This is a genomic window from Parvibaculum lavamentivorans DS-1 (genome assembly GCF_000017565.1).
GTDB classification, from domain to species: domain Bacteria; phylum Pseudomonadota; class Alphaproteobacteria; order Parvibaculales; family Parvibaculaceae; genus Parvibaculum; species Parvibaculum lavamentivorans.
On record NC_009719.1, the window covers coordinates 3,627,523 to 3,652,016 of the forward strand.

26 protein-coding genes are annotated in these 24,494 nt (G+C 63.0%); 23 read left to right on the top strand and 3 right to left on the bottom strand.

Annotation, left to right across the window (positions count from 1 at the left end):
- The first annotated feature begins 230 nt into the window (after positions 1-230).
- Entirely contained in the window at positions 231-467 is a 237-nt protein-coding gene (locus PLAV_RS19805) for a sterol desaturase family protein (RefSeq protein ID WP_003098970.1), read from the top strand.
- A gap of 460 nt (positions 468-927) precedes the next feature.
- Here the strand turns inward: PLAV_RS19805 and cadR are convergent, their stop codons facing one another.
- Positions 928-1,326 (bottom strand): Cd(II)/Pb(II)-responsive transcriptional regulator, encoded by a 399-nt coding sequence (cadR, locus tag PLAV_RS17215; RefSeq protein ID WP_003098965.1) that lies wholly within the window; start codon positions 1,324-1,326, stop codon positions 928-930.
- A 91-nt stretch (positions 1,327-1,417) separates the two neighbouring features.
- Here cadR and PLAV_RS17220 point away from each other — a divergent pair, with 91 nt between their 5' ends.
- From PLAV_RS17220 to PLAV_RS17300, 17 genes are all read left to right on the top strand, one after another.
- Entirely contained in the window at positions 1,418-4,330 is a 2,913-nt protein-coding gene (locus tag PLAV_RS17220) for a heavy metal translocating P-type ATPase (protein WP_003098961.1), read from the top strand.
- A 3-nt stretch (positions 4,331-4,333) separates the two neighbouring features.
- Complete coding sequence (gene lspA, locus PLAV_RS17225) at positions 4,334-4,834, top strand: signal peptidase II (protein WP_003098955.1); 501 nt, start codon at positions 4,334-4,336, stop codon at positions 4,832-4,834.
- Positions 4,835-5,170: 336 nt separating this feature from the next.
- Positions 5,171-5,482: a hypothetical protein gene (locus PLAV_RS17230; RefSeq protein WP_003108988.1), complete on the top strand. Its 312-nt coding sequence runs from the start codon at positions 5,171-5,173 to the stop codon at positions 5,480-5,482.
- Between the two features lie 337 nt (positions 5,483-5,819).
- Positions 5,820-6,032, top strand: a complete 213-nt coding sequence (locus PLAV_RS17235; protein ID WP_003116833.1) for a hypothetical protein — start codon at positions 5,820-5,822, stop codon at positions 6,030-6,032.
- 21 nt (positions 6,033-6,053) lie between these two features.
- A complete protein-coding gene (locus PLAV_RS17240) occupies positions 6,054-6,446 on the top strand; it encodes a hypothetical protein (protein WP_003098949.1) in 393 nt (130 codons plus the stop codon).
- A gap of 213 nt (positions 6,447-6,659) precedes the next feature.
- Positions 6,660-7,397 (top strand): DUF5983 family protein, encoded by a 738-nt coding sequence (locus PLAV_RS17245; protein WP_003098947.1) that lies wholly within the window; start codon positions 6,660-6,662, stop codon positions 7,395-7,397.
- Between the two features lie 96 nt (positions 7,398-7,493).
- Positions 7,494-7,772, top strand: a complete 279-nt coding sequence (locus PLAV_RS17250) for a hypothetical protein (protein WP_003108989.1) — start codon at positions 7,494-7,496, stop codon at positions 7,770-7,772.
- 287 nt (positions 7,773-8,059) lie between these two features.
- Positions 8,060-8,872 (top strand): hypothetical protein, encoded by an 813-nt coding sequence (locus tag PLAV_RS17255; protein ID WP_006226009.1) that lies wholly within the window; start codon positions 8,060-8,062, stop codon positions 8,870-8,872.
- 141 nt (positions 8,873-9,013) lie between these two features.
- On the top strand, positions 9,014-9,367 hold the full coding sequence (locus PLAV_RS17260) for a DUF3085 domain-containing protein (RefSeq protein ID WP_006226010.1): 354 nt from the start codon (positions 9,014-9,016) through the stop codon (positions 9,365-9,367).
- A 366-nt stretch (positions 9,368-9,733) separates the two neighbouring features.
- Positions 9,734-10,663, top strand: a complete 930-nt coding sequence (locus PLAV_RS17265; protein ID WP_006226011.1) for a DUF3577 domain-containing protein — start codon at positions 9,734-9,736, stop codon at positions 10,661-10,663.
- A 58-nt stretch (positions 10,664-10,721) separates the two neighbouring features.
- Positions 10,722-11,411: a DUF3275 family protein gene (locus PLAV_RS17270; protein WP_006226012.1), complete on the top strand. Its 690-nt coding sequence runs from the start codon at positions 10,722-10,724 to the stop codon at positions 11,409-11,411.
- Between the two features lie 94 nt (positions 11,412-11,505).
- Complete coding sequence (locus tag PLAV_RS17275) at positions 11,506-11,832, top strand: hypothetical protein (protein WP_006226013.1); 327 nt, start codon at positions 11,506-11,508, stop codon at positions 11,830-11,832.
- A 102-nt stretch (positions 11,833-11,934) separates the two neighbouring features.
- Positions 11,935-12,276, top strand: coding sequence for a hypothetical protein (locus tag PLAV_RS17280; RefSeq protein ID WP_006226014.1), 342 nt, complete (start codon positions 11,935-11,937; stop codon positions 12,274-12,276).
- 104 nt (positions 12,277-12,380) lie between these two features.
- On the top strand, positions 12,381-13,031 hold the full coding sequence (locus PLAV_RS17285) for a hypothetical protein (RefSeq protein ID WP_012112318.1): 651 nt from the start codon (positions 12,381-12,383) through the stop codon (positions 13,029-13,031).
- 25 nt (positions 13,032-13,056) lie between these two features.
- Positions 13,057-14,205, top strand: a complete 1,149-nt coding sequence (locus PLAV_RS17290; protein ID WP_227335317.1) for a DUF6094 domain-containing protein — start codon at positions 13,057-13,059, stop codon at positions 14,203-14,205.
- Positions 14,206-14,308: 103 nt separating this feature from the next.
- Positions 14,309-16,588, top strand: a complete 2,280-nt coding sequence (locus tag PLAV_RS17295; RefSeq protein WP_012112320.1) for a helicase-related protein — start codon at positions 14,309-14,311, stop codon at positions 16,586-16,588.
- Between the two features lie 140 nt (positions 16,589-16,728).
- Positions 16,729-17,508: a competence protein CoiA gene (locus tag PLAV_RS17300; protein ID WP_012112321.1), complete on the top strand. Its 780-nt coding sequence runs from the start codon at positions 16,729-16,731 to the stop codon at positions 17,506-17,508.
- Positions 17,509-17,576: 68 nt separating this feature from the next.
- Here PLAV_RS17300 and PLAV_RS17305 read toward each other — a convergent pair whose 3' ends face one another.
- Positions 17,577-19,391: an ATP-dependent helicase gene (locus PLAV_RS17305; RefSeq protein ID WP_012112322.1), complete on the bottom strand. Its 1,815-nt coding sequence runs from the start codon at positions 19,389-19,391 to the stop codon at positions 17,577-17,579.
- Positions 19,378-21,141 (bottom strand): ATP-dependent nuclease, encoded by a 1,764-nt coding sequence (locus tag PLAV_RS17310; protein ID WP_227335318.1) that lies wholly within the window; start codon positions 21,139-21,141, stop codon positions 19,378-19,380. The genes PLAV_RS17305 and PLAV_RS17310 overlap by 14 nt, the downstream gene beginning before the upstream one ends.
- Before the next feature lie 224 nt (positions 21,142-21,365).
- Here PLAV_RS17310 and pilL2 point away from each other — a divergent pair, with 224 nt between their 5' ends.
- Genes pilL2 through PLAV_RS17335 form a run of 5 tightly spaced genes read left to right on the top strand, consistent with a single transcriptional unit; the run spans position 21,366 to position 24,490 of the window.
- A complete protein-coding gene (gene pilL2 / locus PLAV_RS17315; RefSeq protein WP_012112324.1) occupies positions 21,366-21,986 on the top strand; it encodes a PFGI-1 class ICE element type IV pilus protein PilL2 in 621 nt (206 codons plus the stop codon).
- Positions 21,983-22,633: a hypothetical protein gene (locus tag PLAV_RS17320; RefSeq protein WP_012112325.1), complete on the top strand. Its 651-nt coding sequence runs from the start codon at positions 21,983-21,985 to the stop codon at positions 22,631-22,633. The genes pilL2 and PLAV_RS17320 overlap by 4 nt, the downstream gene beginning before the upstream one ends.
- Positions 22,634-22,647: 14 nt before the next feature.
- Positions 22,648-23,373, top strand: coding sequence for a TIGR03759 family integrating conjugative element protein (locus PLAV_RS17325; RefSeq protein WP_012112326.1), 726 nt, complete (start codon positions 22,648-22,650; stop codon positions 23,371-23,373).
- On the top strand, positions 23,355-23,945 hold the full coding sequence (locus tag PLAV_RS17330; protein ID WP_012112327.1) for a transglycosylase SLT domain-containing protein: 591 nt from the start codon (positions 23,355-23,357) through the stop codon (positions 23,943-23,945). Before PLAV_RS17325 ends, PLAV_RS17330 begins: the two co-directional genes overlap by 19 nt.
- Positions 23,942-24,490, top strand: coding sequence for an integrating conjugative element protein (locus tag PLAV_RS17335; protein WP_012112328.1), 549 nt, complete (start codon positions 23,942-23,944; stop codon positions 24,488-24,490). Before PLAV_RS17330 ends, PLAV_RS17335 begins: the two co-directional genes overlap by 4 nt.
- Positions 24,491-24,494: the final 4 nt, after the last annotated feature.

The window sequence follows — 24,494 nt, forward strand, 5'->3', positions numbered from 1 at the left end:
CAGATGAGCACCAATGCGCCCCCTTCATTGCGACTGTCATCCGATATGGCTGCTATCCACTGATCCGTGGCGCCACTGCGGTTGTGCTCTTCGGCGAGCTCGCGACCGGCCGGCCGTCTTTTCCGACGGAGCTACTCACAGTGATCGTCGCGCTCGCTTGTGCCGCCTTGCTAGAGGGCGGGCGGCCTTTCCACTCCCCGTTGAGCCAGTAGCGGCGTTCCAAGCTGTGGTTGGCCGTCGGCGCATGGCTCGGCTTCTTGGTCGTGCATCTGGCCTTCCAGCACTCCAATCTGGGATACCGGGTCGGGCCGTTGGGATTGTTGATCGGGGTGGCTGAAGCCCATCGCTGGCATCACAAGCGTGAGCACGAAGACGCCCAAGTCAACTACGGCGATTTCTGGATGCCCGGGGGCCACTTGTTCAGCGCTTTCCGGTCGCAAAAGCACACGCTGGGCGCCAAAGAGTGACACTCAAGAAAGATGGACTTTCCAATGGACTACGGCCCGCAGCTTGTCTATCCCTTCCGGAGCCGGCCAGCAGCGGCAAACGCTTGCGCTGCTGGCTATACGATCTTGCCCACGTCGCATTCTTGCGCGAGTCGGGCCTTGCGGCTTCTTGCGAAGCGATCGCGAGTTGCGTGGCGTGCCCATGAGTCGGGCCGCGTCGTGGCGCACTGCTACCTTGGCCTGCACCTGCACCTGCACCTGCGCAGCCACGCCGCGATGCTCGGTCTGGCCTGGAGAACCCGTAAGGTGGCGGAGATTGCGGCGCGCAGGTCGTCCGGCTCGCGCTGGCTCCTGTGGGCCACGCCCTCGGTCGCACGCCGTCTCAAAACGTCAGAACCGCGCGCTTTCGCATGATGGAGCGCGGCACGTGGCTCTCAGAACTGGACCCGATCACTTCCAGCACCGATGACACGCTCGAGCTTCAGGCGGGCTCGGCCAAGCTGTTGAGAATGCCGCACTCGCGCGAGGTTCGGGCGCTATCGCAGGAGCGTCGCAGATCCATTAACTCGCGCTCCAAGGCGCGCAATTCCTTCATCTTGGTCCGCACTTGCGCGATATGAGCGTCGACCAGCGCGTTCACCTCGCCGCAGCCCAACTCTGGCCGATCCCGTAAGTTCAGCAGTTGACGGATCTCATCCAGCGTCATGTCCTTCGCCCGGCAGCGGCGGATGAACAGCAAGCGCTGCAAATGGACTTCGTCATAGAGCCTGAAGTTGCCCTCGCTACGTGCAGGCTCGGGCAGCAAGCCTTCTGACTCGTAAAAGCGCACGGTCTGCACCAAGCAATCTGCCTTCTTGCCCAGTTCACCGATCCGCATCATGGTTGCTTCCTATAAAAAACTTGACTCTATATCTACTAGAGGTTTTCTAATGATGGCATCCGGGGAAAACCTTGTCAATGAAGAGCGATCTATGAACAAAGAACCTTCCAGCCCATGCGCCTGCTCCGGCGGCAATGGCCAACAGACGGCGTGCGCCAGTGAGCAGGCCAGCACTGAAACCACCGTTTTCCACGTGAGCAACATGGATTGCCGCAATGAGGAAGCACTGGTGCGGCGAACGCTGGAGGGCATGCCCGGTGTCGAGCGGCTCCTGTTCGATCTTCCGCAGCGTTTGTTGACCATTTCGCACCGCGAAGTCTCGGCCGATGCCTTGGAGCAAGCGCTGAATTCGGTGGGCATGAAGGCTCAGGCTGTCCGAGACGCCGCCGTGTCGACCACCTACCGCATCGAGAACATGGACTGCCCGAGCGAGGAGAAACTCATCCGCTCGCACCTCGGGGCAGTCGAGGGAATTCAGGACCTCGACTTCGACCTCGCTGAGCGCACCCTGTCGGTGAAACACCTCGCTCAGGCACGCGCGCAGATGGAGCAGGTCCTGGCCTCGATCGGCATGCGCGCCAAGGAGCAGACCTTCGGCCACACGGGGCCGATCGAAGCCGCGGCTGTGATCCCATCCTCGGCCCTGCAGCAGCAACCAACCGCTGCCGTTTCCGCGCCGCCGATCGGCGAGCGGGTGACGTACCGGATCGAGAACATGGATTGCCCGACGGAAGAAGCGCTGATCCGCGACCGGCTGGGCAAGCTGCCGGGTGTGACCGCGCTCGACTTCAATCTGATGCAGCGTGTGCTGGGAGTCCAGCACACGCTGGCGACCTCAGCGCCGATCGAGAAGGCGCTTGCTTCCATTGGAATGCAGGCTGCGCGGCAGGACATGCAGACAGCCACCACGGTACTTCGCATCGCGAAGATGGACTGTCCGACCGAGGAAAGTCTGATCCGCGGCAAGCTGCAAGGCATGCCGGGCGTGCAGGGAATGGATTTCAACCTGATGCAGCGCACGCTCACGGTTCGGCACACACCCGACGCGATCAAGCCGGCAGTCGAAGCCATCGAATCGCTGGGCATGGAAGCCGAGGTCCAGAGGACTGATGAGCCGCGCGATGCCCCGGTGGCCGCGCACAAGACCAATTGGTGGCCGATGGCGGTTTCGGGCGTTGCGGCGGTGGCCGCCGAAGGCGTGTACTGGGTCAACGACGGCAATCATTGGGCCGTGATCGTGCTGGCACTGGTTTCGATCTTCACCGGCGGCCTCAGCACCTACAAGAAGGGCTGGATCGCGCTGAAGAACCTCAACCTGAACATGAACGCCCTGATGGCCATCGCGGTCACCGGCGGCATGGCGATCGGCCACTGGCCGGAGGCCGCCATGGTCATGTTCCTGTTCGCGTTGGCGGAAGTGATCGAGGCGAAGTCGCTGGACCGCGCCCGCAACGCCATTCGGGGGCTGATGGACTTGGCGCCCGAGACCGCGACCGTGCGGCAGGCCGATGGCTCATGGACAGAGCTGCCGGCCAAGGAGGTCGCAAAGGGCGCGGTGGTCCGCGTGCGTCCTGGCGAGCGCATCGCACTGGACGGCCTGATCACCTCGGGTCGATCGGCCATCAACCAGGCGCCCATCACCGGCGAGAGCCTGCCCGTCGAGAAGGCCGAAGGTGACCAGGTCTTCGCCGGAACCATCAATGAGACCGGCTCTTTCGAATACAAGGTGACCGCAGGCGCCAGCGACTCGACGCTCGCGCGCATCATCCATGCCGTGGAGTCCGCGCAGGGCAGCCGTGCGCCCACGCAGCGCTTCGTCGACCAGTTCGCCCGCGTCTACACGCCGGCGGTGTTCGCGGTGTCCGTGCTGGTTGCCGTCGTGCCGCCGCTCGCCTTCGGCGGCGCATGGTTTGACTGGGTCTACAAGGCCCTGGTACTGCTGGTGATCGCCTGCCCCTGCGCTCTGGTCATCTCCACGCCGGTCACCATCGTCAGCGGCTTGGCCGCTGCCGCCCGACGCGGCATCCTGATCAAGGGTGGCGTCTACCTGGAGGGCGGGCGCAAGCTCAAGGCGTTGGCCCTGGACAAGACCGGCACACTCACACATGGCAAGCCCGAGCAGACCGACTTCGTGCCGCTGATCGGCGAGGCGCAGGAAGTTGCCGCCTGGGCCGCAAGCCTCGCGGCACGCTCGGACCATCCTGTGTCTCAGGCCATCGCCCGCAAGGCGAACCGTGACGGCATCGCGCTGCACGAGGTCGACGACTTCGCGGCGCTGCCTGGCCGCGGCGTGCGCGGCCGCGTCGCCGGGCGCATGTTGCACATGGGCAACCACAGGCTCGCCCAGGAGCTGGGCCTGAGCGAAGCGACGCTCCAGGCTCGGCTGGAGACCCTGGAGCGCCAAGGCAAGACAGCGATCCTGCTGATGGACGATGCGACCGTGCTCGGCATTTTTGCAGTGGCCGACACCGTGAAGGAAACCAGCCGTGAGGCGGTGGCCGACCTGCAGGCGCTGGGTGTGCGCACGCTGATGCTGACGGGGGACAACCAGCACACGGCCGCGGCCATCGCTGCCCAGGTCGGAATCTCTGAAGCCCGTGGTGACCAACTGCCCGAAGACAAGCTCAAGACCATCGAAAGCCTGGTCGGCGGCGAGGGCCAGGTGGGCATGGTGGGCGACGGCATCAACGATTCGCCCGCGCTCGCCCGTGCCGACATCGGCTTCGCCATGGGCGCGGCCGGCACCGACACCGCGATCGAAACAGCCGACGTCGCCCTGATGGACGACGACCTGCGCAAGATCCCCGCCTTCATCCGGCTGTCGCGTAGCACTGCGGCGATCCTCACGCAGAACATCGTTCTGGCCCTTGGCATCAAGGCGGTGTTCCTTGCGTTGACGTTCACAGGGCATGCCACCATGTGGATGGCTGTGTTCGCTGACATGGGGGCAAGTCTTTTGGTTGTCGTCAATGGGCTGCGCCTCCTGAAGTTCAAGGCGGCATGAACAATGGATGAACCATCTCTTCGCAAGACGCAGTGGTACTCACTCGCGATCGTTATATTCGCCGGCGATCAGGCAGCTAAGAGCTACATTGACGCGACAACTCCCTTGGGTTGGTCGCACGAGGTGGCGTCATTCTTCAACCTAGTTCACGCTCTCAATCCCGGCGCGGCGTTCAGCTTCCTTGCTGGCGCGGGCGGCTGGCAGCGGTGGTTTTTTCTGGCGATCGCGTTCGCAATATCGGCATGGCTCGCATGGCTGCTCTCCCGGCCGCTGCGCAAAACGGAAGGCCTTTCGTACAGCCTCATTCTGGGCGGCGCATTGGGCAACGCGTTCGACCGCGCCACGCGCGGGCACGTTATCGACTACATCGACTTTCACCTGCACGGCTGGCACTGGCCCGCCTTCAACATCGCTGACATGGCCATCGTGGGCGGGGCGATCGCGCTGGTGGCCCAGTCGTTCATGAGCGTGGAGAACCCGGCCGCCACAAAGGAGTCCCAGTGACATTGGGACGATCCGGAAATTCGCAATGCACACGGTGCAGGACACCAATCTGAAGAGAACGGCCCCCAGCATGAGCGGCCGCGGCTTGGCCCTCATGCTAGCGCCCACCGCCGCTTTTGCTGCAACGCCCTGTTGCGATGGCGGCGATTGCTGCAACGACGTCGCAATGCCTTGCTGTGAATAAACAGCACGCAAGCCAGTTGACCTGGCAATTATGAAAGTCCATCACGGCGATGCTGGCCTTTTTCGTTCCAATGAGCCGTCACGGAGAGGTGATGATGAAGCTATGCCGGGATCCTGCAAGCTTTAGGACGGTCTTCTTTACCGCATAGCGATATGCTGATGTCACCCGTTCGCCTCGCCTGGCAAGTACAAGTAGTTCGTCGCGGTTTTCTGGCCGTGTCCGCCCGCTTCGCTGGCCCTTTTGCCCCAAACAAGCGCAATCATGCCTGCGTTACCACCAAAGTTCGCCCCCGCCAGTTGCTGTTCCTAAAGGGCATCAAGCTCAACGCCATCGCCGACCGGCCAGCGTATTTCGCATCGCTGCGTGCCCGTCGGGGCCAGCCCATCGTCATCCTCGCAGAGCTGGGACCGGACGAGGCATTCGCCCTGTGGAAGCAGCATGTACTGGGCGACAGGCCTCGCTGACCCAGTTTCGCCTCATCCTCCTGACAGCCCCGCACTTATTGCGGGGCTTTCTTTTTTCCGCGTTCGCCAATCGGGGCTGTTGCAAATGCCGATTTCCGGCTGACGCGGCTCGCCTCGCGCATGAAGCTGCCCGCATGTGTCGCTGATTCGTCAGCACCATGCCAGCAGCCAGAGTTTCCAGGCTGCCGCGGATTCTTTCCGCGCTACCCGCCAGTCCGCCATCGCATCGAGTCTGCGGACGCGCGTCACCCGTGACGCCGATGCTTTTTTCTCAACCGCGTGCGGGAGCTGCCATCCCGTGAGGGACGAGGCCCCGCTTTTTCCAAGGAGCCCGTCCATGTCCCAGCAAGCCTCTTTCGGCCAGTTGGCCTTGATCCATTGCGGCAAGTTCCTGCCGCTCGAAATCCTGCATAGCGCCGCCGGCCACTACATCGGCACGCGCGATACAGAAGGTCCCGTTTCGCGGGAATCCTGCCAGTACTTCCGCAGCTATGCCGCGGCTCAACGTGCCCTCGAAAGAGGCGGCTGGTCCCAGCTCGCCACACCCTGATCCAACTGGAGGAACCACGTCATGAACCAGCTTTTGCCCCAGGAAGTCGTCGATCAGATCATGCGGGAAGAGCAGCATTTCGCCGCCGCGCCCCAAGCCTTCTTCGAGGTCTGGAAGCGCGGCGTCGAGATCGCAGGCCCGCAATGGTTTGGCGACGGCACGCGCGAAGGCCTGAACCAGGCAAAGAGCAAGTGGGATCTGCGTCCCGACATGCTGCGTGCCAACGACGCACTCGGCGTCCTGAGCAGCGGGGAACGCATGTTCCTGTCCGCCATGTTCAGCTTCTACAACGCGCGCGAGGGCGGTGCCATGCTCAAGCGCTGCCACTTCCAAGGACTGTCGGACTTCGATGGTCTCGATCTGCAACGCCGCAAGGTCATCGCCGATCTGTTGGTGAACTACAGCGGTTGGTGAGCCGGTCTGCGGCATACCACCGTCTTTTTGTTCACTGCCCATGAGGGACATGCGTCCACGCGGCCATGTCCCTCGATTTTTCTTCCGTCAGCCTGCGCCGATTGGCCCAAAGCCCTCGATCAGTGCCGCCTGACGCTTTTTCCACTTTCAACCCACCGGGGTTCAATTCCCGGTGGCGGGAATTGGCTCCATTATTCAATCTGGAGAAATTCCATGACCCAGAATCCCAATCCCTTTGTACGCGGCTACTGGAATCTGAGAGTCGTCCGAACGCTGTGCATCTGCTACGGGGACGGAAGCCCGCATGTCTGGCGATCCATCCACACGAGCCAAGCGCATCTTTCCGACAACGACCTGATCTCATCGCCTTGCATCGTCACCAGCGACTTCGCGTTGATCAAAAGCGGCACTGACGCCATCAGCGACGAGCTGATTGCTGAATGTGATGCTGTTGAAGGCATCAACGGCGAAGGCGTGGTGGGCGCCGTGGTCTATGCCATCCATGGCGACGACCTCGACGGCCGCCCGGTCCATGTCGGTGATACCTATTCGGCCGAAGCCGCGCGAGACGTGGTGCAGCGGTTGAGTTTCGAGACCGGCTATTACAGCCGGTGCTGGGAAGTCAGCAGCGCGCACATCTGCCAGGAAACCGGCCAGTACCTCGCCAACCTGGCAGACCTCGCCACGCCGGAGGCTTTTCTGTTCATCGCCTTTCGGGTTCCGTACAGCCCGGCGATTGGCGTCAAGCTGATCTCCACGCCCTGGACAGACAAGAACCTGGAATATGCCGAGGGCATCAGTGCTGAGCAGCTTCGACAGGAGCACCGCGACAAGGGCATGCCTGACGACCTGGCGAACATCCTTGAACTGGCCGGCCAGGCAGATGTGCGCATCCTCATCCTCGATGCCGACGCACCCGCGCTACTGGGCTTGCCACTGGCCGAGACCTAGCAGACACGCGACGCGCAAGCCTTCCCCTTTATCCCCCATATGCCAGCCCGCCTCCCACCAGGAGCCGGGCTGGTTCAATTCCATAGGAGCAATCTCATGTTCCCCGATCTCATCTTGCCCACGCCCGACTTCGAGAATCAGCTTGGAGCCTGCGTCAACGCCATGAGCCAGGACGACGCCATCGGCCAGATCCTGGTGTTCGAGCGCATGAGCGGTACGCTGCACATGCGCCATATCGACAGCGCCGATCTGGTGGACACCGACATTGACGACTACGAAATGGTCGTATTCGACGGTGGCAACACAAGCGGCGACACGTGGAAGCACGTGTTCTTCCCGCGTCAGCGAGAACACTACTTCGTGTACGAAGCCTGACCCCCAAGCCCCTTTCGAGGGGCTTTTTCTCGCCCGCAGCGCTGGAAAGCGGGTGCGATGGGGTGCCGTTTCCTGCAAGCGGGCCGCTTACTCCCGGGCCATTCTTGCCCCATGTTCGTCGGCGTTCCCGACACATGCCCAGGCAGCCAAGACCTTCAAGGCTGCAAGCACGGGAAGCCGTGCTGGTCGATGTTTTCCACGGACGTACCGCGTCCATCCACACCACCCACAAGGGACCTCTCCCTTGCGGGCGGGGAATCCCTTGTTTCTTCCTCAAGGAGATTCCCATGGACCGTTCCCTCATCAAATCCATGATGCCTTCGCTAGTCGCAGGCCACGTGCCCCGCAACGTGCGGTCGTTCAAGTACCGCGTGTTCGACGATCAGCCGCAATCTTCGACATTGGGCTTCGCCGTCGACCCCCAGCCCTTCGACGGGAAGGTAGTCGCCATCACCGACGATGCCATCGTCGTCAAGCTCAAGCCGAGCGAGTTCGCTGTGCTCGATTCCAAGCTGGTGACCACCGTCCCCGACGAAGGCGCCAAGGTGCATGTCCAACCCTACGCACGGCGCCGTTTCGATGGGCTGCGGGCGGACACGCCGGAAGAGCGCACCGAGATGACGTCCGACGGCATTCCCTACACCGTCAAGACGCACATCCTCGGCTCCGCGCCGGCCAAGCTGCCCATTCCCGAGCCGCAGTGCATGGAGCTGGGTCAGCTCATCCAGCAGTTGGAGGAAATGCCGGCGCCCGATGGCTTCCGGCGCATCACCCACATGCTGGTCGATGCGGGTGCCCGGGATTTCACCTGGGTCGATCCGACGCCGTCCAAGATCATCGAGACGCCTCCGGCGATCAGCTTCACGGTCTCGACCGCGAAGTTCGAGGGCCGGGTGACGGTGCTGTACGACCGAGGCGGCGACACCTACGTGGTGGAGCTGCATCGCGACGGCGAATTGGTCGATCGGCATGACGAGGTGTATTTCGACATGCTCGGCGAAGTGCTGGAGCGACTCATCGACGACGGACGTTGGCGCCTGATCGATGTGAGCGTGATCGACGCCAAGGCTACCCGGCAGCGCCAGGCGGTGCCGGCATGACGCCGGAAACTGAATCCTGCCGGTTCTACGGCTGACCCGTGGGTCCCGCCACGAAGTTTCGCCCATGGGCCATGTGCCCACAGGCCCTCCATCCATGCGGATGGAGGGCCTTTTCTCTATTCCACATAGGAGATTTCAACCATGTCACTGCGATTCAAAGGCTCCGACCTGCGCCCCGTGCTGACCGAGGCCATTGCCAGCCAATGCCGCGTCATCCTGGTCAAGGACCAGGGCGTGTACTTCCTCGCCGAGCAGGGAGAGCGCCGCCCGGATGGGCGTGTGAAGCTGCTGGCCTATGCCGTCGGCTGCAACCCGGATACCGACCCGTTCGACGACTGGTGGGAACTGGCGCGCGCCGAACTGGGCGGCGACGACTTCGGGGAGTACTTCGACCCGAAGGACGGCGTATTCACGCGCATCCTGCACACCGAAGACGACCTGATGCTGTCGGCCACCGCCACACATCTGTCGCTGGAGGTGGTGCCTCCCGCATAGCGCGGCAACCGCCACTCGACTCTCGCAGCCCCCCACACCGGGGGCTTTCTTTTGCGCTGAGCCGGGCTGCGTGGACAAAGGGAAACGCGCGGATGCCAATTGATTGCTGTCGCGCGCGCGAGGCCCGGCCATGCTGACCCCATGCCTGCTGACGCTGTCAGCGACATGCCAGGCAACCATCGGTCTTCGAGGTTGCGGCGCAGTTTCCACTGCGTGACCGAGCCAGCTCGCACCGCATCCATCCGCGAGCGGCCACCAGTCCCTGGTGGCGGATGCTTTCGCCTTATCAACCCACCGCGGGGTTACGCACCTTTCCCCGCATGCGTGGGCTCGGTGTGTCTCCGCTTTTCCCTATGGAGATTCACCATGAACACCACTTCCAACGAGAAATCGTATTTCGACCTCCACACCTCGGGCATCGGCTACCTCCAGCGTGTCCGTGAGGTGCCCGTCAGGGGCGGCCGCCGTGCGCAGCCCTTCCTGGCCTGCACCATCGCCGCGCTGGTCGGCCCCGCCAGGGACCCGAGCTACCGCTACTTCGACGTCAAGGTCTCGGGTGCCGAGGCCAAGAAGCTCGTTCAGCGCTACATCGGCGTTGACGATTCCAAGCAGCGACCGCTGGTGCGCTTTCGCCTCGGCGACCTCTGGGGCGATGCCTACATCCGCGACAAGGGCGAACAGAAAGGCCAGGCCGCCGCATCCCTCAAGGCGCGACTGCTCAAGGCCGAGCTGATCGAGCGGGCCGAACTGGCTTCGATCGAGCAGCACGAGTTGATCACCCGTGGCATCGGCTACCTCAACCGTCCGAAGGACGTCACCCCCAAGGATGGTGACCCGTTCCTGTCGTGCTCCATCGCCGCGCTGGCCGGACCTGTCGATGAACCGGAATATCGGTACTTCGACACGATCGTCGCCACCCCTGAAGCCGAGCATCTGGTTCGCCGATGCGTGCAGGCCATCGAAGGGGATCGCAAGGTGCTGATCGCCTTTCGTCTGAACGACATGAAGATCGATCCGTACATCCGCACCAAGGGCGAGCACGCTGGGGAACCGGCCGCAAGCCTGGAATCGACGCTGGTCCACATCGGTCTGATCAAGATCGACGGCACCCAGGTCTATCCGACGAGCCAGGCGCATGCCGAGGCAGCGCCAGCGGAGGACGCACCCGCGTCCGAAGCCGCCAACGCCATCGACACTGCCGCCGACGCCGTTTCCTACCAATCTGCCGAGCCCGCCGAGCGCGAGCCCGAATGTGCAGTCGAGGAGCAGGAGCCGGCATTGGCTGCTTCGTTCTGATCCGGCACGGCCCCTCACGGGGCCTTGCCTTTTTCCTATTCGTCCAAGGAGAACCATCATGGCAGCCACATCGGCACCTACGAGATCAGCCCTACCCATCGTCGTCCCGGGCCAGCTCACGTTGCGGACCATCCGGGGCAAGAACGGCCCGTTCACGGTTGGGCGCCTTTCTACCCCCATCGGCGAGTTCGCGGTTAAAGACGCGGAGTTGGAGCAGTACCCCGAAGGAAAGTACGACGGGGATTTCGTCATTCGCTACATCTTCGCGAAGTCCTATCCGGTCGCGGGCGGCGCGCGGTTTGAAGTGCGCGCAAACCTCGACGGCATGACGCTCAACGGCATCGACAAACTGAGTCGTGATGAGGCCCGCAGCTTCGCCACCCAGGAAGTCGATCCACTCGATGAAGAGCTGGGGACGCAGCCTGCGGAAACGCCGGCCAAGCCCGCCAAGGCCTCCAGACCCGCCAAGCCCGCACCCGTGCAGGCCTCGGCGGACCCGCTGGTCGATACCACGCCCTTCGGTGTGGATGCACCGACGCCCGCTGCGGCGGCTGCCCCTGGCAGCACCGAAGAGGGCGACGTTGCTTTGTTCGGCTTGCTCTGGCCGCTGGGCGATTCCGTGAAATTGGATTCGACCATCGACCGCCGCGCCCTGCGCGCGCAGATCGCCCGCCTGGGCGATCTGGGCTACGCGCTGGACTTCAAAACGCAGGAGTGGAGCCGCCAGGCCGAACTGCAACCTGCGTGATCGCAGACACCGCATGCGCGGTGTTCTTCATCCACCCGCCGGGGCTCTTTCCCTATGCGGGGAGGCCCCCGGCTTTCTTCTGGAGGTCTCCATCATGTCCACCATCGATTGCGATACACCCCGTTCTTCGCTGGGTGAACCCGCGTGGCGAGCTGTTTGCAAGACAGCCGCCGAGCACGCCCAGCGTGGTTGTGGCCTGTCCTGGGACCACTGGGTCACGCTTTTCAGTTCGGAGATCGACGCGCAAGCCAGTCGATTGCCGGAAGAGCAACGCGCACAGGCGCTGCAGATCGCACAGGAATGGGGCTACGCCACACCGGCCGAAAGGCAGGAAACCCAGGACTGGAACGCCGAAAACGGCTACTGCTCGCACGGAATCGAACTGGGTTATTGCCCGTCCGGTTGCGATTCGGACTATTGAGGTCCGGCACACGTCATCGCCGCTTGCGCGGCTTTTCTCCACCCCTTGGGGCAGCACCTGCCTCAGGGGCGGTGCTGTTTCCGATTCACCGAGGACATCACCATGAGTCGGCACTACTTCGACACCGTTCACAAGGGCTTTCCCATCACCGTCGTACTGGGCTGGGACCGGCCGGCAAATTACTTCTTCCTATTCATCGAAAAGCCGGCCGAGCTGATCGACGATACCGCGAAGGTCGAGAGCGACGACTTCTTGTACAGCAACCTGCACGAGAGCGACCCGTTCAACCACTACCTGGACTACTACCGAGTGGTCCTGCGCCATTTCCACATCGACGTGCCCGAAAGCATGTTCACCGAAGTCCAACAGGACTGCGAGGGCAACGTTGGCAACCGTGTAGTCAAGCATCAGGCCGACGGCTCGTTCACCGAACAGACGTTCTGAACGCCCAAGCGGATCGAACACCTTATCCGCATTCCTTCATCCCTAACGGGGCATTCGCTGCCCCTGCGGGCGGTGCTGCCCCTCATTTCATCGAGGACACCACCATGCACGCACACACTTCATCCACCACGCTGTTCCACATCGACGAATGCCCGGACCTGATGGCCGACGCCTGCGTCGGCGACGACCAGGGCAGCCTGATCTTCCTGTCCATCTGGGCGCGCGACACCGCCGTCCAGCAGTTCCTCGCCCGCCTGACCCTCGGGCGCGACGAGCAGGGACTGGACCAGTTCCACATCCTCACCGACCAGGGCGGCAGCGTCCCGGTGTTCATCGGCAACGTCGATCATCTGGAGAAGCGCATCACGCGGGCCTACCGGCGCACGCTGTTCGGCTCCCTCTCCAACGTGTGGCTGTTCGACCGGCGCTGCGTCAAGCCCGACAAGGCCAACGCCAGCGCACTGGCATTGCTGCCACGCGACAGCGCCCACCGGCTTGACCGCCTGTGGACGCTGGTGCGCGACACCTGCCCGTTGCCGCTACTCGACCACTGGCGCGAAACCGTGCTGGAGCTGCTGCAGACCCGCGAGATGCTGGCCCGCCTTCCGTTCGCCCTTGGGCCGTTGGAAGGCCATCGGCTCGCCATCGACGTGCCGGCGCTGACCCTGGCGCTGGGCTCTCTGATCCGCAGTGACGCACTCACCGCCTATCCCTATCCGGCCAAGATTTGGACGCCGAAAGCGGTAGCGGCTTGATCCACCCGCGGAGGCACGCCTTGGCGTGCTTCCGCCATTCCTTCCCGCCAACCAGGAGACTTCCATGGCCCGCATGTTCCCGCGGCTCGCCCGCAATTTCGCCAAGAACGGTTACTACCCGACCGACGAACCCACGCTCGAAAGAGCCCTCAACGCACTGATGCCCAGCGACGGGACGATGTGCATCCTCGATCCCTGCGCCGGCGAAGGCGTGGCTGTCGCCGAAGCCGCCCATGCCCTCGGGCGCGAGCAGACCAAGGCGTTCGCCGTCGAGTTCGACGCGGAGCGGGCACGCCATGCCCGCGGCCTCGTCGATCATTGCCTGCACGCGGACCTGATGGACACAATGGTCTCCAAGCAGTCGTTCGGACTGCTCTGGCTCAACCCGCCGTATGGCGACCTATCCAAGGATGTCAATGGCAACATCGGCTATCAAGGCCAGGGCCGTGCCCGCCTCGAAAAGCTGTTCTACCAACGCACCCTGTCGCTGCTGCAGTACGGCGGCGTGCTGGTCTTCATCGTCCCCGGCTACGTGCTCGACGCGGAGCTGGTCGGCTGGCTGACACGCCACTACACCGATTTGCGGATCTACCGAGCGGTGGAGACGCAGTTCAAGCAGGTGGTGATCTTCGGCCGCAGGGCACGCCAGCGCGAGCAGGCCCTCGATGGCGTCAAGGCCATGCGCAATCTGCTGCTGCAGGTGGGGCTTGGCGAAGTCGAAGCCGAGGAACTGCCGAGCGATTGGCCGTTCCTGCCGTACATCGTCCCCGCCACTCCGGCCGAGCCGGAGCATTTCTTTCGCGTGACGATGGAGCCCGAGCAGTTCGCCGACGAAGTTGGCCGGTTGCAAGGCCTCTGGCCGTCGCTGGACACGCACCTGGGGGCCGCGCAGCAGTCGCTGCGTCCACCGGCGCGTGCTCTTTCCCACTGGCATCTTGCCCTGGCGTTGGCCGCGGGTGCGATCTCCGGCGTGGTGCGCTCCAAGACCGGGCGTGTGCTTGTCGTCAAGGGGGACACCCACAAGGACAAGACGCTCCAGCGGGAATTCACCGAACGCGACGATGGCTCCATCGCCGAGACCCGCATCTTCACCGACAAGTTCGTTCCCGTCATCCGCGCGTGGGACATGACGCCTGGCTCCCCAACTCGGGGCGAGGTGTTGACCATTCGCTGACCTCTTTCCACCGCCGACGGTTCGGCGTTTCTTCTCCCACCACGGGGCATGCCATTGCCCCTGTGGGGGTGGTGCATGCCCCATTTTTCTTCGGAGCATCACTATGTCCCTCGATCTTGAATCTACTGCCGCAGAAGCCACTCCCGTGCAGGGTGAACTGCTCGACGCGGCACCTTCTCCTCTGACCCTGAGCCTTCAGGATTTCGTCGGTGAGTTCGGCGACGAATTGCTGGACTCTCTCAATCGGGCTAACCCGCCGGTCTATACCGGCCAGCCACAGGCGCACCGCCAGCTCATCGTCGCCAGCCTCAAACGCAAGCTGTTTGAGGCCCAGGCCGAAGTCGTCTATGCCGCCGCCGAGCTGCTGGTCGATCGTGGCGAACGCGCCGCGATCGTTAATGGCGAGATGGGGTGCGGCAAGACGACCGTCGGCATCGCCACGGCCGCCGTCCTCAACGCCGAAGGCTACCGCCGCACCCTGGTGCTTTCGCCGCCACACCTGGTTTACAAGTGGCGACGCGAGATCCAGGAGACGGTGACGGGCGCCAAGGTCTGGGTCCTCAATGGTCCGGATACCCTCGTCAAACTTATCAGGCTGCGCGAGCAGTTGGGTGTGCAGCCCACGGGCCAGGAGTTCTATGTCCTGGGGCGCGTCAGGATGCGGATGGGGTTCCATTGGAAGCCTGTCTTCACCCGGCGGCGCACCCGCCACGGAGACGTGGCGGCCTGCCCGGACTGCGGCACTGTCATCACCGACCTTGACGGCGAGCCGGTCAACCCGATCGCACTCGAAGCCGAGGAGTACCGCAGGAAGTGCAGCCATTGCGCCGCGCCCTTGTGGACGCTGATCCGTCCGAGAAGCCTGTCCGGCAGTGACCAGTCCTCGGCTGTCCTCAAAGCCTTGAAGCGCATCCCGACCATCGGGGAAGTCACCGCGCAGAGGCTGATGCAGAAGTTCGGTGATGGCTTCCTGGCCTCGATGCTGGGCGACAACATCCATGAGTTCATCAACCTCATGGATGGCAGCGGCGAGCTGGTGTTTTCCGACCGTCAGGCCACGCGCATGGAACGTGCGATGGCCAACATGGAGTTCGGCTTCGGCGAGGGCGGCTACCAGCCGTCCGAGTTCATCAAGCGCTACCTACCGCAAGGCACGTTCGACCTGCTCATCGCCGACGAGGCACACGAGTACAAGAACGGCGGAAGCGCCCAGGGCCAGGCCATGGGCGTGTTGGCGGCGAAGGCTCGCAAGACCTTGCTGCTGACCGGCACGCTGATGGGCGGCTACGGCGACGACCTGTTCTACCTGCTGTTCCGAGCCCTACCCGGGCGAATGATCGAAGACGGCTACCGCCCGACCACGAGCGGCAGCATGACCTCGGCCTCGATGGCGTTCATGCGCGATCACGGTGTCCTCAAGGACATCTATTCCGAGAGCACTGGCACGGCGCACAAGACCGCGAAAGGCACGAAAGTCAGTGTCAGAACGGTCAAGGCTCCGGGCTTCGGCCCCAAGGGCGTGTTGCGTTGCATCCTGCCGTTCACGATCTTTCTCAAGCTCAAGGACATCGGCGGCAACGTCCTGCCGCCGTATGACGAGGAGTTCCGTGAAGTCGCGATGGACACGGCGCAAGCCGCGGCCTACCGCGATCTGGCGGGTCGGCTCACCGCGGAGCTGAAACAGGCTCTGGCGCGACGCGATACGACCTTGCTGGGCGTGGTCCTCAACGTGCTGCTGGCCTGGCCGGATTGCTGCTTCCGGTCGGAGACCGTGGTGCATCCGCGCACGCGCAACACCTTGGCGTTCGTCCCGGCTCAGTTCTCTGAGTTCGAGCTGACGCCGAAAGAGCGCGAGCTGATCGACGTCTGCAAAGAGGAGAAGGCGCAGGGCCGCAAGGTTCTGGCCTATACGGTCTATACCGGCACGCGCGACACCACGTCGCGCCTGAAGGTGCTGCTGGAGCAGGAAGGCTTCAAAGTGGCGGTACTGCGCGCAAGCGTGGATGCCAGCCGCCGCGAGGACTGGATCGCCGAGCAGTTGGACCGTGGCATCGACGTGCTCATCACCAACCCCGAACTCGTCAAGACGGGATTGGACCTGTTGGAGTTTCCGACGATCGTGTTCATGCAGTCGGGCTACAACGTGTACTCGCTCCAACAGGCGGCACGCCGCTCCTGGCGCATCGGGCAGAAACAGCCTGTGCGCGTGATCTACCTCGGCTACGCCGGCTCCTCGCAGATGACCTGCCTTGAGTTGATGGCCAAGAAGATCATGGTCTCGCAGTCCACCTCGGGCGATGTGCCCGAATCCGGGCTCGATGTCCTGAACCAGGATGGTGATTCCGTCGAGGTTGCACTGGCCCGGCAACTGGTAACCGCCTGATCCTCTGTCTGCCGGCATCCCTTTTGGGGTGCCGGCGGTTTTTCTAGGAAATTGCTGCTCGGAGGATTTGATCGCCGCCCCCGTTTCCAACGCCGGGAAGGCTAAACTGATCGGACAATATCGAAATCTAAGGAGGCACTATGGCTATGGTGATCGAAGCCGCATATGCAGACGGCACTGGTGTAGCCAATGCACTGCGTATGTCTCAGGTGCAGTGGCACGAGTTGCAACGGAATTACCGCGTTGGTGATCTGCAGATGCCTTGCTGCAGCGCTCCAGCGGTCCCCAAGGTCAGTGCTAATGGCTACCCATTCTTCGCACATCTAGGAGGTGCGTGCACTACTTCCGAAGAAAGCCAATGGCATCTGGCGGCCAAGATACTTGTGCGCAGCGTGCTCGAAGACTTGGGTTGCCGCGCTTCGGTTGAAATGCCGGGTTCGGGTGACGCAGGCCGCTGGCAGGCTGACGTTTGGGGTGAGCGCAATGGTGTTAGGTTGGCCGTCGAGATCCAAAGGTCGTATCAGTCGCTCCGCGACTACCGTAAACGCCAAGGGCGGTACAGCGACGAGGGCGTCAAGTCGCTTTGGTTGTTGGGGCAGGAGCGATACAGCACTCTCGCAAAGAGCATGGGCAAGGAGCGCTTGCGCACCGAATTTGGGGGTAAGTTCCCGCCAGGCGGACACTTCGGCCCGTGCCTTCCTGATCTACCCGTCGCGATGCTTGAGCTAGAGCCAGTGCCCACGATCAAAGGTGCCGGATTCTTTACTGCGACCCTTCCAGACCTGCTTGAGGCAGTGCTAAGCAATCGCTTTCTCTGCATTGACGGTCTTTGGTGTATTAATAACCTGGACTCGATGAGTAGCGCCGCCAAACGCTCACACGAGCTCGCCGCAGCCAAGCGCGTGGCGGCAAACACGTAGTTCGGCTGTGGTGCTCCTTGTCATGTGCCGAAGAAACGCCCGGGCTCCTCAGTTCCTATGGCCAGTACTCAAATGCCGGTGGCACGCATTCGAGCCTCTAGCTCATCTAAGAATGGCGAGCGCCCAAGGCGCATCGGGCCATAGCGCCCCTCAACGAACCCCGAATACAACATGTGGACCTCGTCACGCGCACGTGTGAGACCCACGTAGAACAGCCGGCGGCTTTCTCGCAACTTCTCTGGACTCTCGTTGCGCCACGGTAGATTTCCGAGGTCGAGACCGACCATGATGACCACATCGTACTCGCACCCTTTTGCGGAGTGGAGTGTCAGCAGATTTAGATGATCAGGCGAACCGTCCCTACCGCCCAAACTCGTCATGTCCAGCGTAGCCAGTGCGCCGCCTTCGGCGAGCGCTGCCGTCATGCGATCGAGTTGTTCCTTCTGATCGGCAAGCGCCAATTCAGCAGCCAACAGACGGTCAACGATGCCGCTACGCAGCGAAGCGACAAAATCACGCGCAGGTTGCTGGTCGGAGCGTAACGCCCATAGCAAAGCGGTTAGCTCTTGTCCCTCGCGCCTAGCTTGTGCATCGTCCAAGCTCGCTCGATGAAATGCGAGATAGCGGTCGATCAGTCCGCGCAATTGTGGGCGTCCGACACGCCAGCCGCCCGCGCACCACGCCGCACAATCTTCCACCCAGCTCGTCAGGGAAACCTTGCGGTAAGGCGCCGCAGTGTCCACGCGGATGTAATCTAAACCGCCGGCGGTCACAGCTTCGGAGACGATATCGCCTGCGCGGTAGTCTTTGTACAAGATTGCGATATCACCCAGTGTTCGTCCCGGCTTAGAAGCCAATGCTGCCGGAATAATTTGCGCGACAACGTGCGCGGCTTGATCGGCCATACCACCTGGCCGCAGGACGAATTCAATGGTCGCTTGTCGAGCTGGATCGCTCGCTTGATAGCCCCGGACTTCTCCGAGCGCCATCTCCGACGCCGTCACGATCCCTGTGCCAGAGCGATAATTCAGTTGGAGCCTAACAGGCTCGATGTCTCCGCGTGCGGCCAGCTCCATGAGCAACGCGCCGTCAGCGCCCGTGAATCCATAGATCGACTGATCCGCATCACCGACCGCGAAAAGTCGGACACCCCCGTCGAAGGCAAGGCGTTTGACGATGCGATGCAGTGCCACGCCTAAATCCTGGTACTCATCCACCGCGAGCACGGGGAATTTTGCCTGAACCAGAGGTAGTACCCAGTCGTGCTCGGCGATCAAACGCTGGCCGAAGACGACCATGTCATCGTAGTCAATCAGCCCCTCGTCGCGCAGAGCGGCCTCGTAGGCCTCGGCCCACGCAGCGAGCTCCTCCTCGCTACGCCAAGCGACGCTATTTCGATTGAGCACGGAACGGCGATGCCGCCCGAGGTCAATGACCTTGTACGGATGGTTCTGCCCGAAAATTGCGTCTCCAGTTTGCTTCAACAACCGATCACTGACTCGTTGAGTGGCCACCGAAAGCGGGAAGGATATGGGCAGGCCGGCCAAGCGTCCATACGGCATCAAGAGATGACGCAGACAGAACCCATGGACTGTACCAATGAAAAGATTAGGTGCCTGCTGAAGTCCCAAGCTTTCAATTCGGCGAACGAGTTCGCGAGCGCACTCCTGACTGTACGTGATGCACGCAACGCCACGAGGGGACTCGACGTCTTCGGCCAGGATTCGGGCGAGCTTTAGGACGAGCGTCTTGGTCTTACCGCTCCCGGGACCGGCGAGTACCACACAATGTCCTTGAGAGTTGTAAGCTGCCAACTGCCCTGGATTTCCAGCCAACTCGGCAGCCTGAGCCAGGTAGGCTGTACCGACGTTACGCGACGGCATCGCGGATATGCTCCAGCGCAGAGCGAATGTAGGCCGGGCAAACGCCCTCAGACACCGACGGCGCAAGTGCCTGTGCAAATCTCCCCTTGCCAATCCGTTCAATCAACTTCAGCAGCCGGTCTTCATCGACCTGATCCGGATCAGCCACCCACTCTTGTAATGCGTCCCGGGTGACTTGCCTCAGCGGCAACTCCTGCTCGATTACCGCCTTCATCGCCTCGGCCATTCCGGCAGCGAATAGGTCGGATTCCAGCGTGCTCTCGTTGACGAAGTATCCAAACTCCGCGGCGTACTTGAGCACATCATCTATATCCAGGTCATCGTAGCCATATTCTTCATCGACCTCGTTCAAGAGATTAATTAATCGCCTGTGGGCCAGTGGAGGTTTGCCATTGACCGGGTCGCGATCTGTCAAAATTACATGTGGAATATTTAGCCCTTTAGGGCCCAAAAGCTTCACATAAGGAGTGAAGTTCGTCCCCCCGACCGAGCACACAGTGATTCCAAGTATGTCGAAAGGAATCCCGAGGGCCTCGGCGAACGCGGGGATGATGAAGCGCTCAGCGTCCCCTTCAACCAGAATCACTCCCCGGGAAAAGAATATTTCTCCGCGAGTGACGTCGATGTAGCGCTGGAGGTCGTCTTCATCCCTCTGTGTGAAAGGTGCGTTTGCGGTTGAAACCGCGATGGTTTTTCCGTCCGCTGCGTTATGGCGCAGGAGAACGATGGACCTAATCGGTGCAACGCTTGCGATATGCGGTGAGTGAGTAGTGAGAATTGTCGTCAGCGGAGGGGCTTCGTCCTCATCTTCAGCTCTTGTGCCGAGGAAGTAGCGATAGACAAGACGCTGGACATGCGGATGCAGGTGCGCTTCGGGCTCCTCGACGACGAAGAATGTGTGGTCGCGCTCCCCCTCGGAGACGAAGCGGTCGAGTTCGAGGCTCTTCAAGGCCAGGAAGATCAGATTTGCCGTTCCTAGGCTGGCATCGCCGACACCGCGAACACCGTTGTCGATGAGCAGCCGAAGGCTACGCAGCAACGCATCGACTCGCGTAGGTGCAAGTCCGAGCGATACCGGGACGGCATGCTGCCCACCGGCGATGGCGATCAACCGTTCGCTGATTCGTTCCGCTGTCGCGACCACTTCCTCATGACCGGCCAGCTCTCGCTGTGCTTCATCGACCTGATTCTGGATCTCCTCGCGGGCGTCATCATCCAGGGATGCTGCGAGATCCTCAATGAGCGGTCTCAATGGCGAATTACGCCAGCTCGCAAGGTCCTTTTCAGCGTCGCGCAGCGCTACCTGAACATCTATTGGCAACATTCGGCGAAGTGCGCCACCAATGAGCATATCGGGATCGTTACCACCGAAGATTATGTACTCATAGTCTTTCAACGATTCTGGGGCGCGCCCCAGTCCCGCTTTAGGCTGGAAGCGATAGGTGAGTCGGGCCACCATAGGAGGGCCAGGATTAATCACGCAGTCGTTGAGGTGGGCCATCAACCGGGGATCGTTTGTGAAGTCCGTTAGATCCACAGAGACCTCAATGGTCGCACCAACCTTGTCTTCGCCAAGTCCGTCCCAGAAATACTCAAGCCCCAGTTGTCGATCGCGTTCAGACAAACCTGGATCAAGGATCAACTGCAGGCCGCGAATGAAATTGCTCTTGCCAACCTTGTTCTCTCCAACGATGACGATGCTTTCCCCCGTCTCGACATCAACATCCGAGAAATTGGCGAAATTGATCAACCTGACCCGAGAAACCCTCATTTACGTCCCCATCCATTGGTGTTTTAACAAATTGTAGCAGTCATGCGGCCGGCCTCCATCCGCCGACCACGACCGAGCTTTTCCGTTACAGCCCCCCCTCGAGGCCGATTTTGTTCGACTAGACCGCTGCCGGTAAATCGGACGCAGCGTGGTCCGCATTGTTTGCTGCTGCTCCCGGCCTAAGCGGCGATGGTGAGGGCTCGATGTTTCAGGACGCCGAGCTTATGTGCCCAACTCCACCTTGGTTTCACCATCCCGAACGCCGCCTGCTGGCGGGAGTCCTCGGCCTGCTCTGGTCGGTGCTGGCTGGCGGTTGCGCGACGACGACTGCGCCACCCGCGCCTGATGTCATCGAGGAAGTCTCGGCCGCACCCGAACCCGAGACGCCCGAGTACATCCCCGTTGTGCGTTACGGTCGCTACACGCTAGTCGAGCTAGCACCCCCGGCTGCACAGCGGGACCTGCTGTTGCAGACCATCGACGTGTCCATGCCCGAAGATGCCCGCGCCACCGTCGGCGATGGGCTGCGGCATGTGCTCAAGCGCAGTGGTTACGGCCTGTGCCAGACGGCGCACGCGGTGACCGAGCTGTATGCCCTGCCGCTGCCGGCGGCGCACCTGCACCTCGGCCCCATGACCTTACGCGATGCGCTGCTCACACTGGCTGGCCCGGCTTGGGAACTGCACGCGGATGATCGCGCACGACAGATTTGCTTCGAACGGCCCGCCGACAGCGCGGCTATCGAACCTGCATCCGAGCCATCCGCCGCCGACGCGGTGCAGACGTTCCCGGTGGAGCCTTCGGTTTCGGGAGGCCAGCTATGAACGCCCCGCGGTCTGCCCGGCGCTCGGCCGCCGCCGTGGTGGTGCAGAGCCTTCTGTGGCTGTGGCTGATCGGCCTCAGCGTCTTCGTAGCTTTGGGCTACCAGACCATGAACGACCAAGCCGACCAGGAGCGGCTCGATTCCCGCCTGCAACGCCTGGAAGCGCAGGCGACGGGCCTGGCCGAGACCATCGAGGCCATCCAGCAGCGTCCGGCCGTCGCAACGGCGGCAGACCTCAAAGACACCCGCCAAGTCCTGGAAGCACGCGCTGCCCAAGTTGAGAAAACGCTGAGCGGCTATGCCGCTGCCGACGACCTCCAGGCGCTGCGCGCGGAGGTCGAGCAGATCAAGGCGCGCCAGACCGCTGCGCCTGTTCCGCGCGCCGCAGCACCCGCCCGGCGGCGCACATCGGGCAAGGCCGTTGCCAAGCCCGAACCGCCGTCGCTGCCGTTCCGTGTCGTCGGCGCCGAATTGCGCGCTGGCCAGCGCAGCGTGTCCGTCGCGCCGAGCAGCGCGGACTCCACGCCCGACCAGCTTCAGGTGCTGCTGCCAGGTGATGCGCTCGGCCCGTGGCGCTTGCGGGCTGTCGAGGGCAACACCGCCGTGTTCCTGGCCGGCGATCGGACCCGTCGCGTGGCGATTCCCTGACCGGAGCACACGACATGCAGCCGTCGATCATCCTTTTCGCGCTCCTGCTGGCATCCGCCCAGTTGCCCGCCTGGGCGCAGCAGCCGGCCACCGCCCCGGCCCGCAATGCGCAGAGCCAGGAGCGTCCGCTGGTCGCCCGAACCCCAGATGACAAGGTAGCAAGCGACTGGGGCCTGCAACCGCAGGAATGGACGCGCTATCGCGAGTTGATGGACGGGCCGCTAGGCATCTACTCGCCCAACCTGGACCCGCTGTCCGCCTTGGGTATTGAGGCCCGCACCGACGAGGAACGGCGGCGCTACGCAGAACTGCAGGTGCAAATCGAAGCGCGCCGCGTCGAGAAGCTGCTTGCCTATCAACGTGCCTACGACGAAGCCTGGCAGCGCTTAAACCCCGGCATGCAACGGGTGAACCTGCCTGACGATAAGCCCAGCGCCGGCGCAGTGCGCGGCAGCGGCCGCATGGCGGTGTTCGTCAAGGACGGCTGCGCGGCCTGCGGACAGCTCGTGCAGCGCCTGCAATCCTCGGGTACCGAGTTCGACCTGTACATGGTCGGCAGCCGCCAGGACGATGCACGCATCCGTGATTGGGCCAAGCGCGCGCAAATCGATCCGGCCCGCGTGCGCAGCGGCAGCATCACGCTCAACCACGACGGCGGCCGCTGGCTGTCGCTGGGCCTGCCCGGCGACTTACCAGCGGTCGTACGCGAGGTGAACGGCCAATGGCAGCGCCAACCCTGACGGCGCCGCTGCGCGCACTGGTGGTCGCTGCTGGCCTGTACGTCAGCACCGTCTATGCCCAGGAGGTTCCGCCGCCGGCCTACCAGCTTGCCGCCCAGCGCGCGGGCATCCCTTCGACGGTGCTCTACGCCGTGGCCCTGCAAGAGAGCGGTATCCGACGCAACGGGCGCATCGTCCCGTGGCCTTGGTCCCTCAACGTCGCCGGCCAGTCGCGCCGCTACACGACCCGAGCCGACGCCTGCGCGGGTTTGCAGCGGGCGATGCGCTCGACGCCTCATACGCGCATCGACGCGGGCCTTGGGCAGATCAACCTCGGCTACCACCAGCAGCGCTACAGCACCGCGTGCGACCTGCTTGACCCGTACCGCAACCTCGCCATCGCCGCCGAGATTCTGAAAGAACAGCACACCCCCGGTGAGGACTGGCTGGTGGCGGTCGGCCGTTACCACCGCCCCGCGGGTGGTGAGCCGGCCGCCCGCTACCGGCGCAGCGTATCCCGCCACCTCGCCCGCGTGCAGGGTGCGCGCTCAACCACTGCGGCGTCCGCCGCGCGCCAGGAGACCTCCCCATGACGAAATCCCATCTGGCCCATCTCACGTTCAAGGGCCTGCTCATGCTGCTGACGATCCTGCCGCTGGCCTCGCGTGCCGGCGTGCCGCTGATCGTGGTCGAGGACCGTGGCGGTGCATCGGCGCTGCCGTACTACGAAGCACTCAACCTCCAGCCGCGGGACAACGGTGCAGCGCGGTCGCCCATCCCGATGCCGCAGGTTCCCGCGACACCCGCGGATGAGGCTGCGATGCTGCCGGTGCGCAGCGCCAAGCTCACGCCCGGCACCGTCGCGCGACGGGTGATCGAGGCACCGGGCCTGCGGCCGTTCGTGGTCATTGGCGACGACAAGGCTTCCCGGGACTGGCTGCAGCGCCATGCGGGCTCCTTGCACGAGCGCGGCGCGGTCGGCCTGGTGGTCAATGTCGAGACCGCACAAACCTTGGCGCGGCTGCGCGCACTGGCGCCCGGCGTGCCACTGGCACCCGTGGCGGGCGATGACCTGGCTGAGCGTCTGGGCTTGAGGCACTACCCGGCGCTGATCACGGCCACCGGCATCGAGCAATGAAGCC

Coding starts and splice junctions, on each gene's coding strand:
- PLAV_RS17255 (WP_006226009.1), top strand. CDS start 8,060: ATGGACCGTTCCCTCATCAAATCCATGATGCCTTCGCTAGTCGCAGGC.
- PLAV_RS17220 (WP_003098961.1), top strand. CDS start 1,418: ATGAACAAAGAACCTTCCAGCCCATGCGCCTGCTCCGGCGGCAATGGC.
- PLAV_RS17295 (WP_012112320.1), top strand. CDS start 14,309: ATGTCCCTCGATCTTGAATCTACTGCCGCAGAAGCCACTCCCGTGCAG.
- cadR (WP_003098965.1), bottom strand. CDS start 1,326: ATGATGCGGATCGGTGAACTGGGCAAGAAGGCAGATTGCTTGGTGCAG.
- pilL2 (WP_012112324.1), top strand. CDS start 21,366: ATGTTTCAGGACGCCGAGCTTATGTGCCCAACTCCACCTTGGTTTCAC.
- PLAV_RS17320 (WP_012112325.1), top strand. CDS start 21,983: ATGAACGCCCCGCGGTCTGCCCGGCGCTCGGCCGCCGCCGTGGTGGTG.
- PLAV_RS17245 (WP_003098947.1), top strand. CDS start 6,660: ATGACCCAGAATCCCAATCCCTTTGTACGCGGCTACTGGAATCTGAGA.
- lspA (WP_003098955.1), top strand. CDS start 4,334: ATGGATGAACCATCTCTTCGCAAGACGCAGTGGTACTCACTCGCGATC.
- PLAV_RS17260 (WP_006226010.1), top strand. CDS start 9,014: ATGTCACTGCGATTCAAAGGCTCCGACCTGCGCCCCGTGCTGACCGAG.
- PLAV_RS17330 (WP_012112327.1), top strand. CDS start 23,355: ATGGCAGCGCCAACCCTGACGGCGCCGCTGCGCGCACTGGTGGTCGCT.
- PLAV_RS17270 (WP_006226012.1), top strand. CDS start 10,722: ATGGCAGCCACATCGGCACCTACGAGATCAGCCCTACCCATCGTCGTC.
- PLAV_RS17325 (WP_012112326.1), top strand. CDS start 22,648: ATGCAGCCGTCGATCATCCTTTTCGCGCTCCTGCTGGCATCCGCCCAG.
- PLAV_RS17335 (WP_012112328.1), top strand. CDS start 23,942: ATGACGAAATCCCATCTGGCCCATCTCACGTTCAAGGGCCTGCTCATG.
- PLAV_RS17305 (WP_012112322.1), bottom strand. CDS start 19,391: ATGCCGTCGCGTAACGTCGGTACAGCCTACCTGGCTCAGGCTGCCGAG.
- PLAV_RS17285 (WP_012112318.1), top strand. CDS start 12,381: ATGCACGCACACACTTCATCCACCACGCTGTTCCACATCGACGAATGC.
- PLAV_RS17230 (WP_003108988.1), top strand. CDS start 5,171: ATGCTGATGTCACCCGTTCGCCTCGCCTGGCAAGTACAAGTAGTTCGT.
- PLAV_RS17265 (WP_006226011.1), top strand. CDS start 9,734: ATGAACACCACTTCCAACGAGAAATCGTATTTCGACCTCCACACCTCG.
- PLAV_RS17240 (WP_003098949.1), top strand. CDS start 6,054: ATGAACCAGCTTTTGCCCCAGGAAGTCGTCGATCAGATCATGCGGGAA.
- PLAV_RS17300 (WP_012112321.1), top strand. CDS start 16,729: ATGGCTATGGTGATCGAAGCCGCATATGCAGACGGCACTGGTGTAGCC.
- PLAV_RS17280 (WP_006226014.1), top strand. CDS start 11,935: ATGAGTCGGCACTACTTCGACACCGTTCACAAGGGCTTTCCCATCACC.
- PLAV_RS17275 (WP_006226013.1), top strand. CDS start 11,506: ATGTCCACCATCGATTGCGATACACCCCGTTCTTCGCTGGGTGAACCC.
- PLAV_RS17250 (WP_003108989.1), top strand. CDS start 7,494: ATGTTCCCCGATCTCATCTTGCCCACGCCCGACTTCGAGAATCAGCTT.
- PLAV_RS17235 (WP_003116833.1), top strand. CDS start 5,820: ATGTCCCAGCAAGCCTCTTTCGGCCAGTTGGCCTTGATCCATTGCGGC.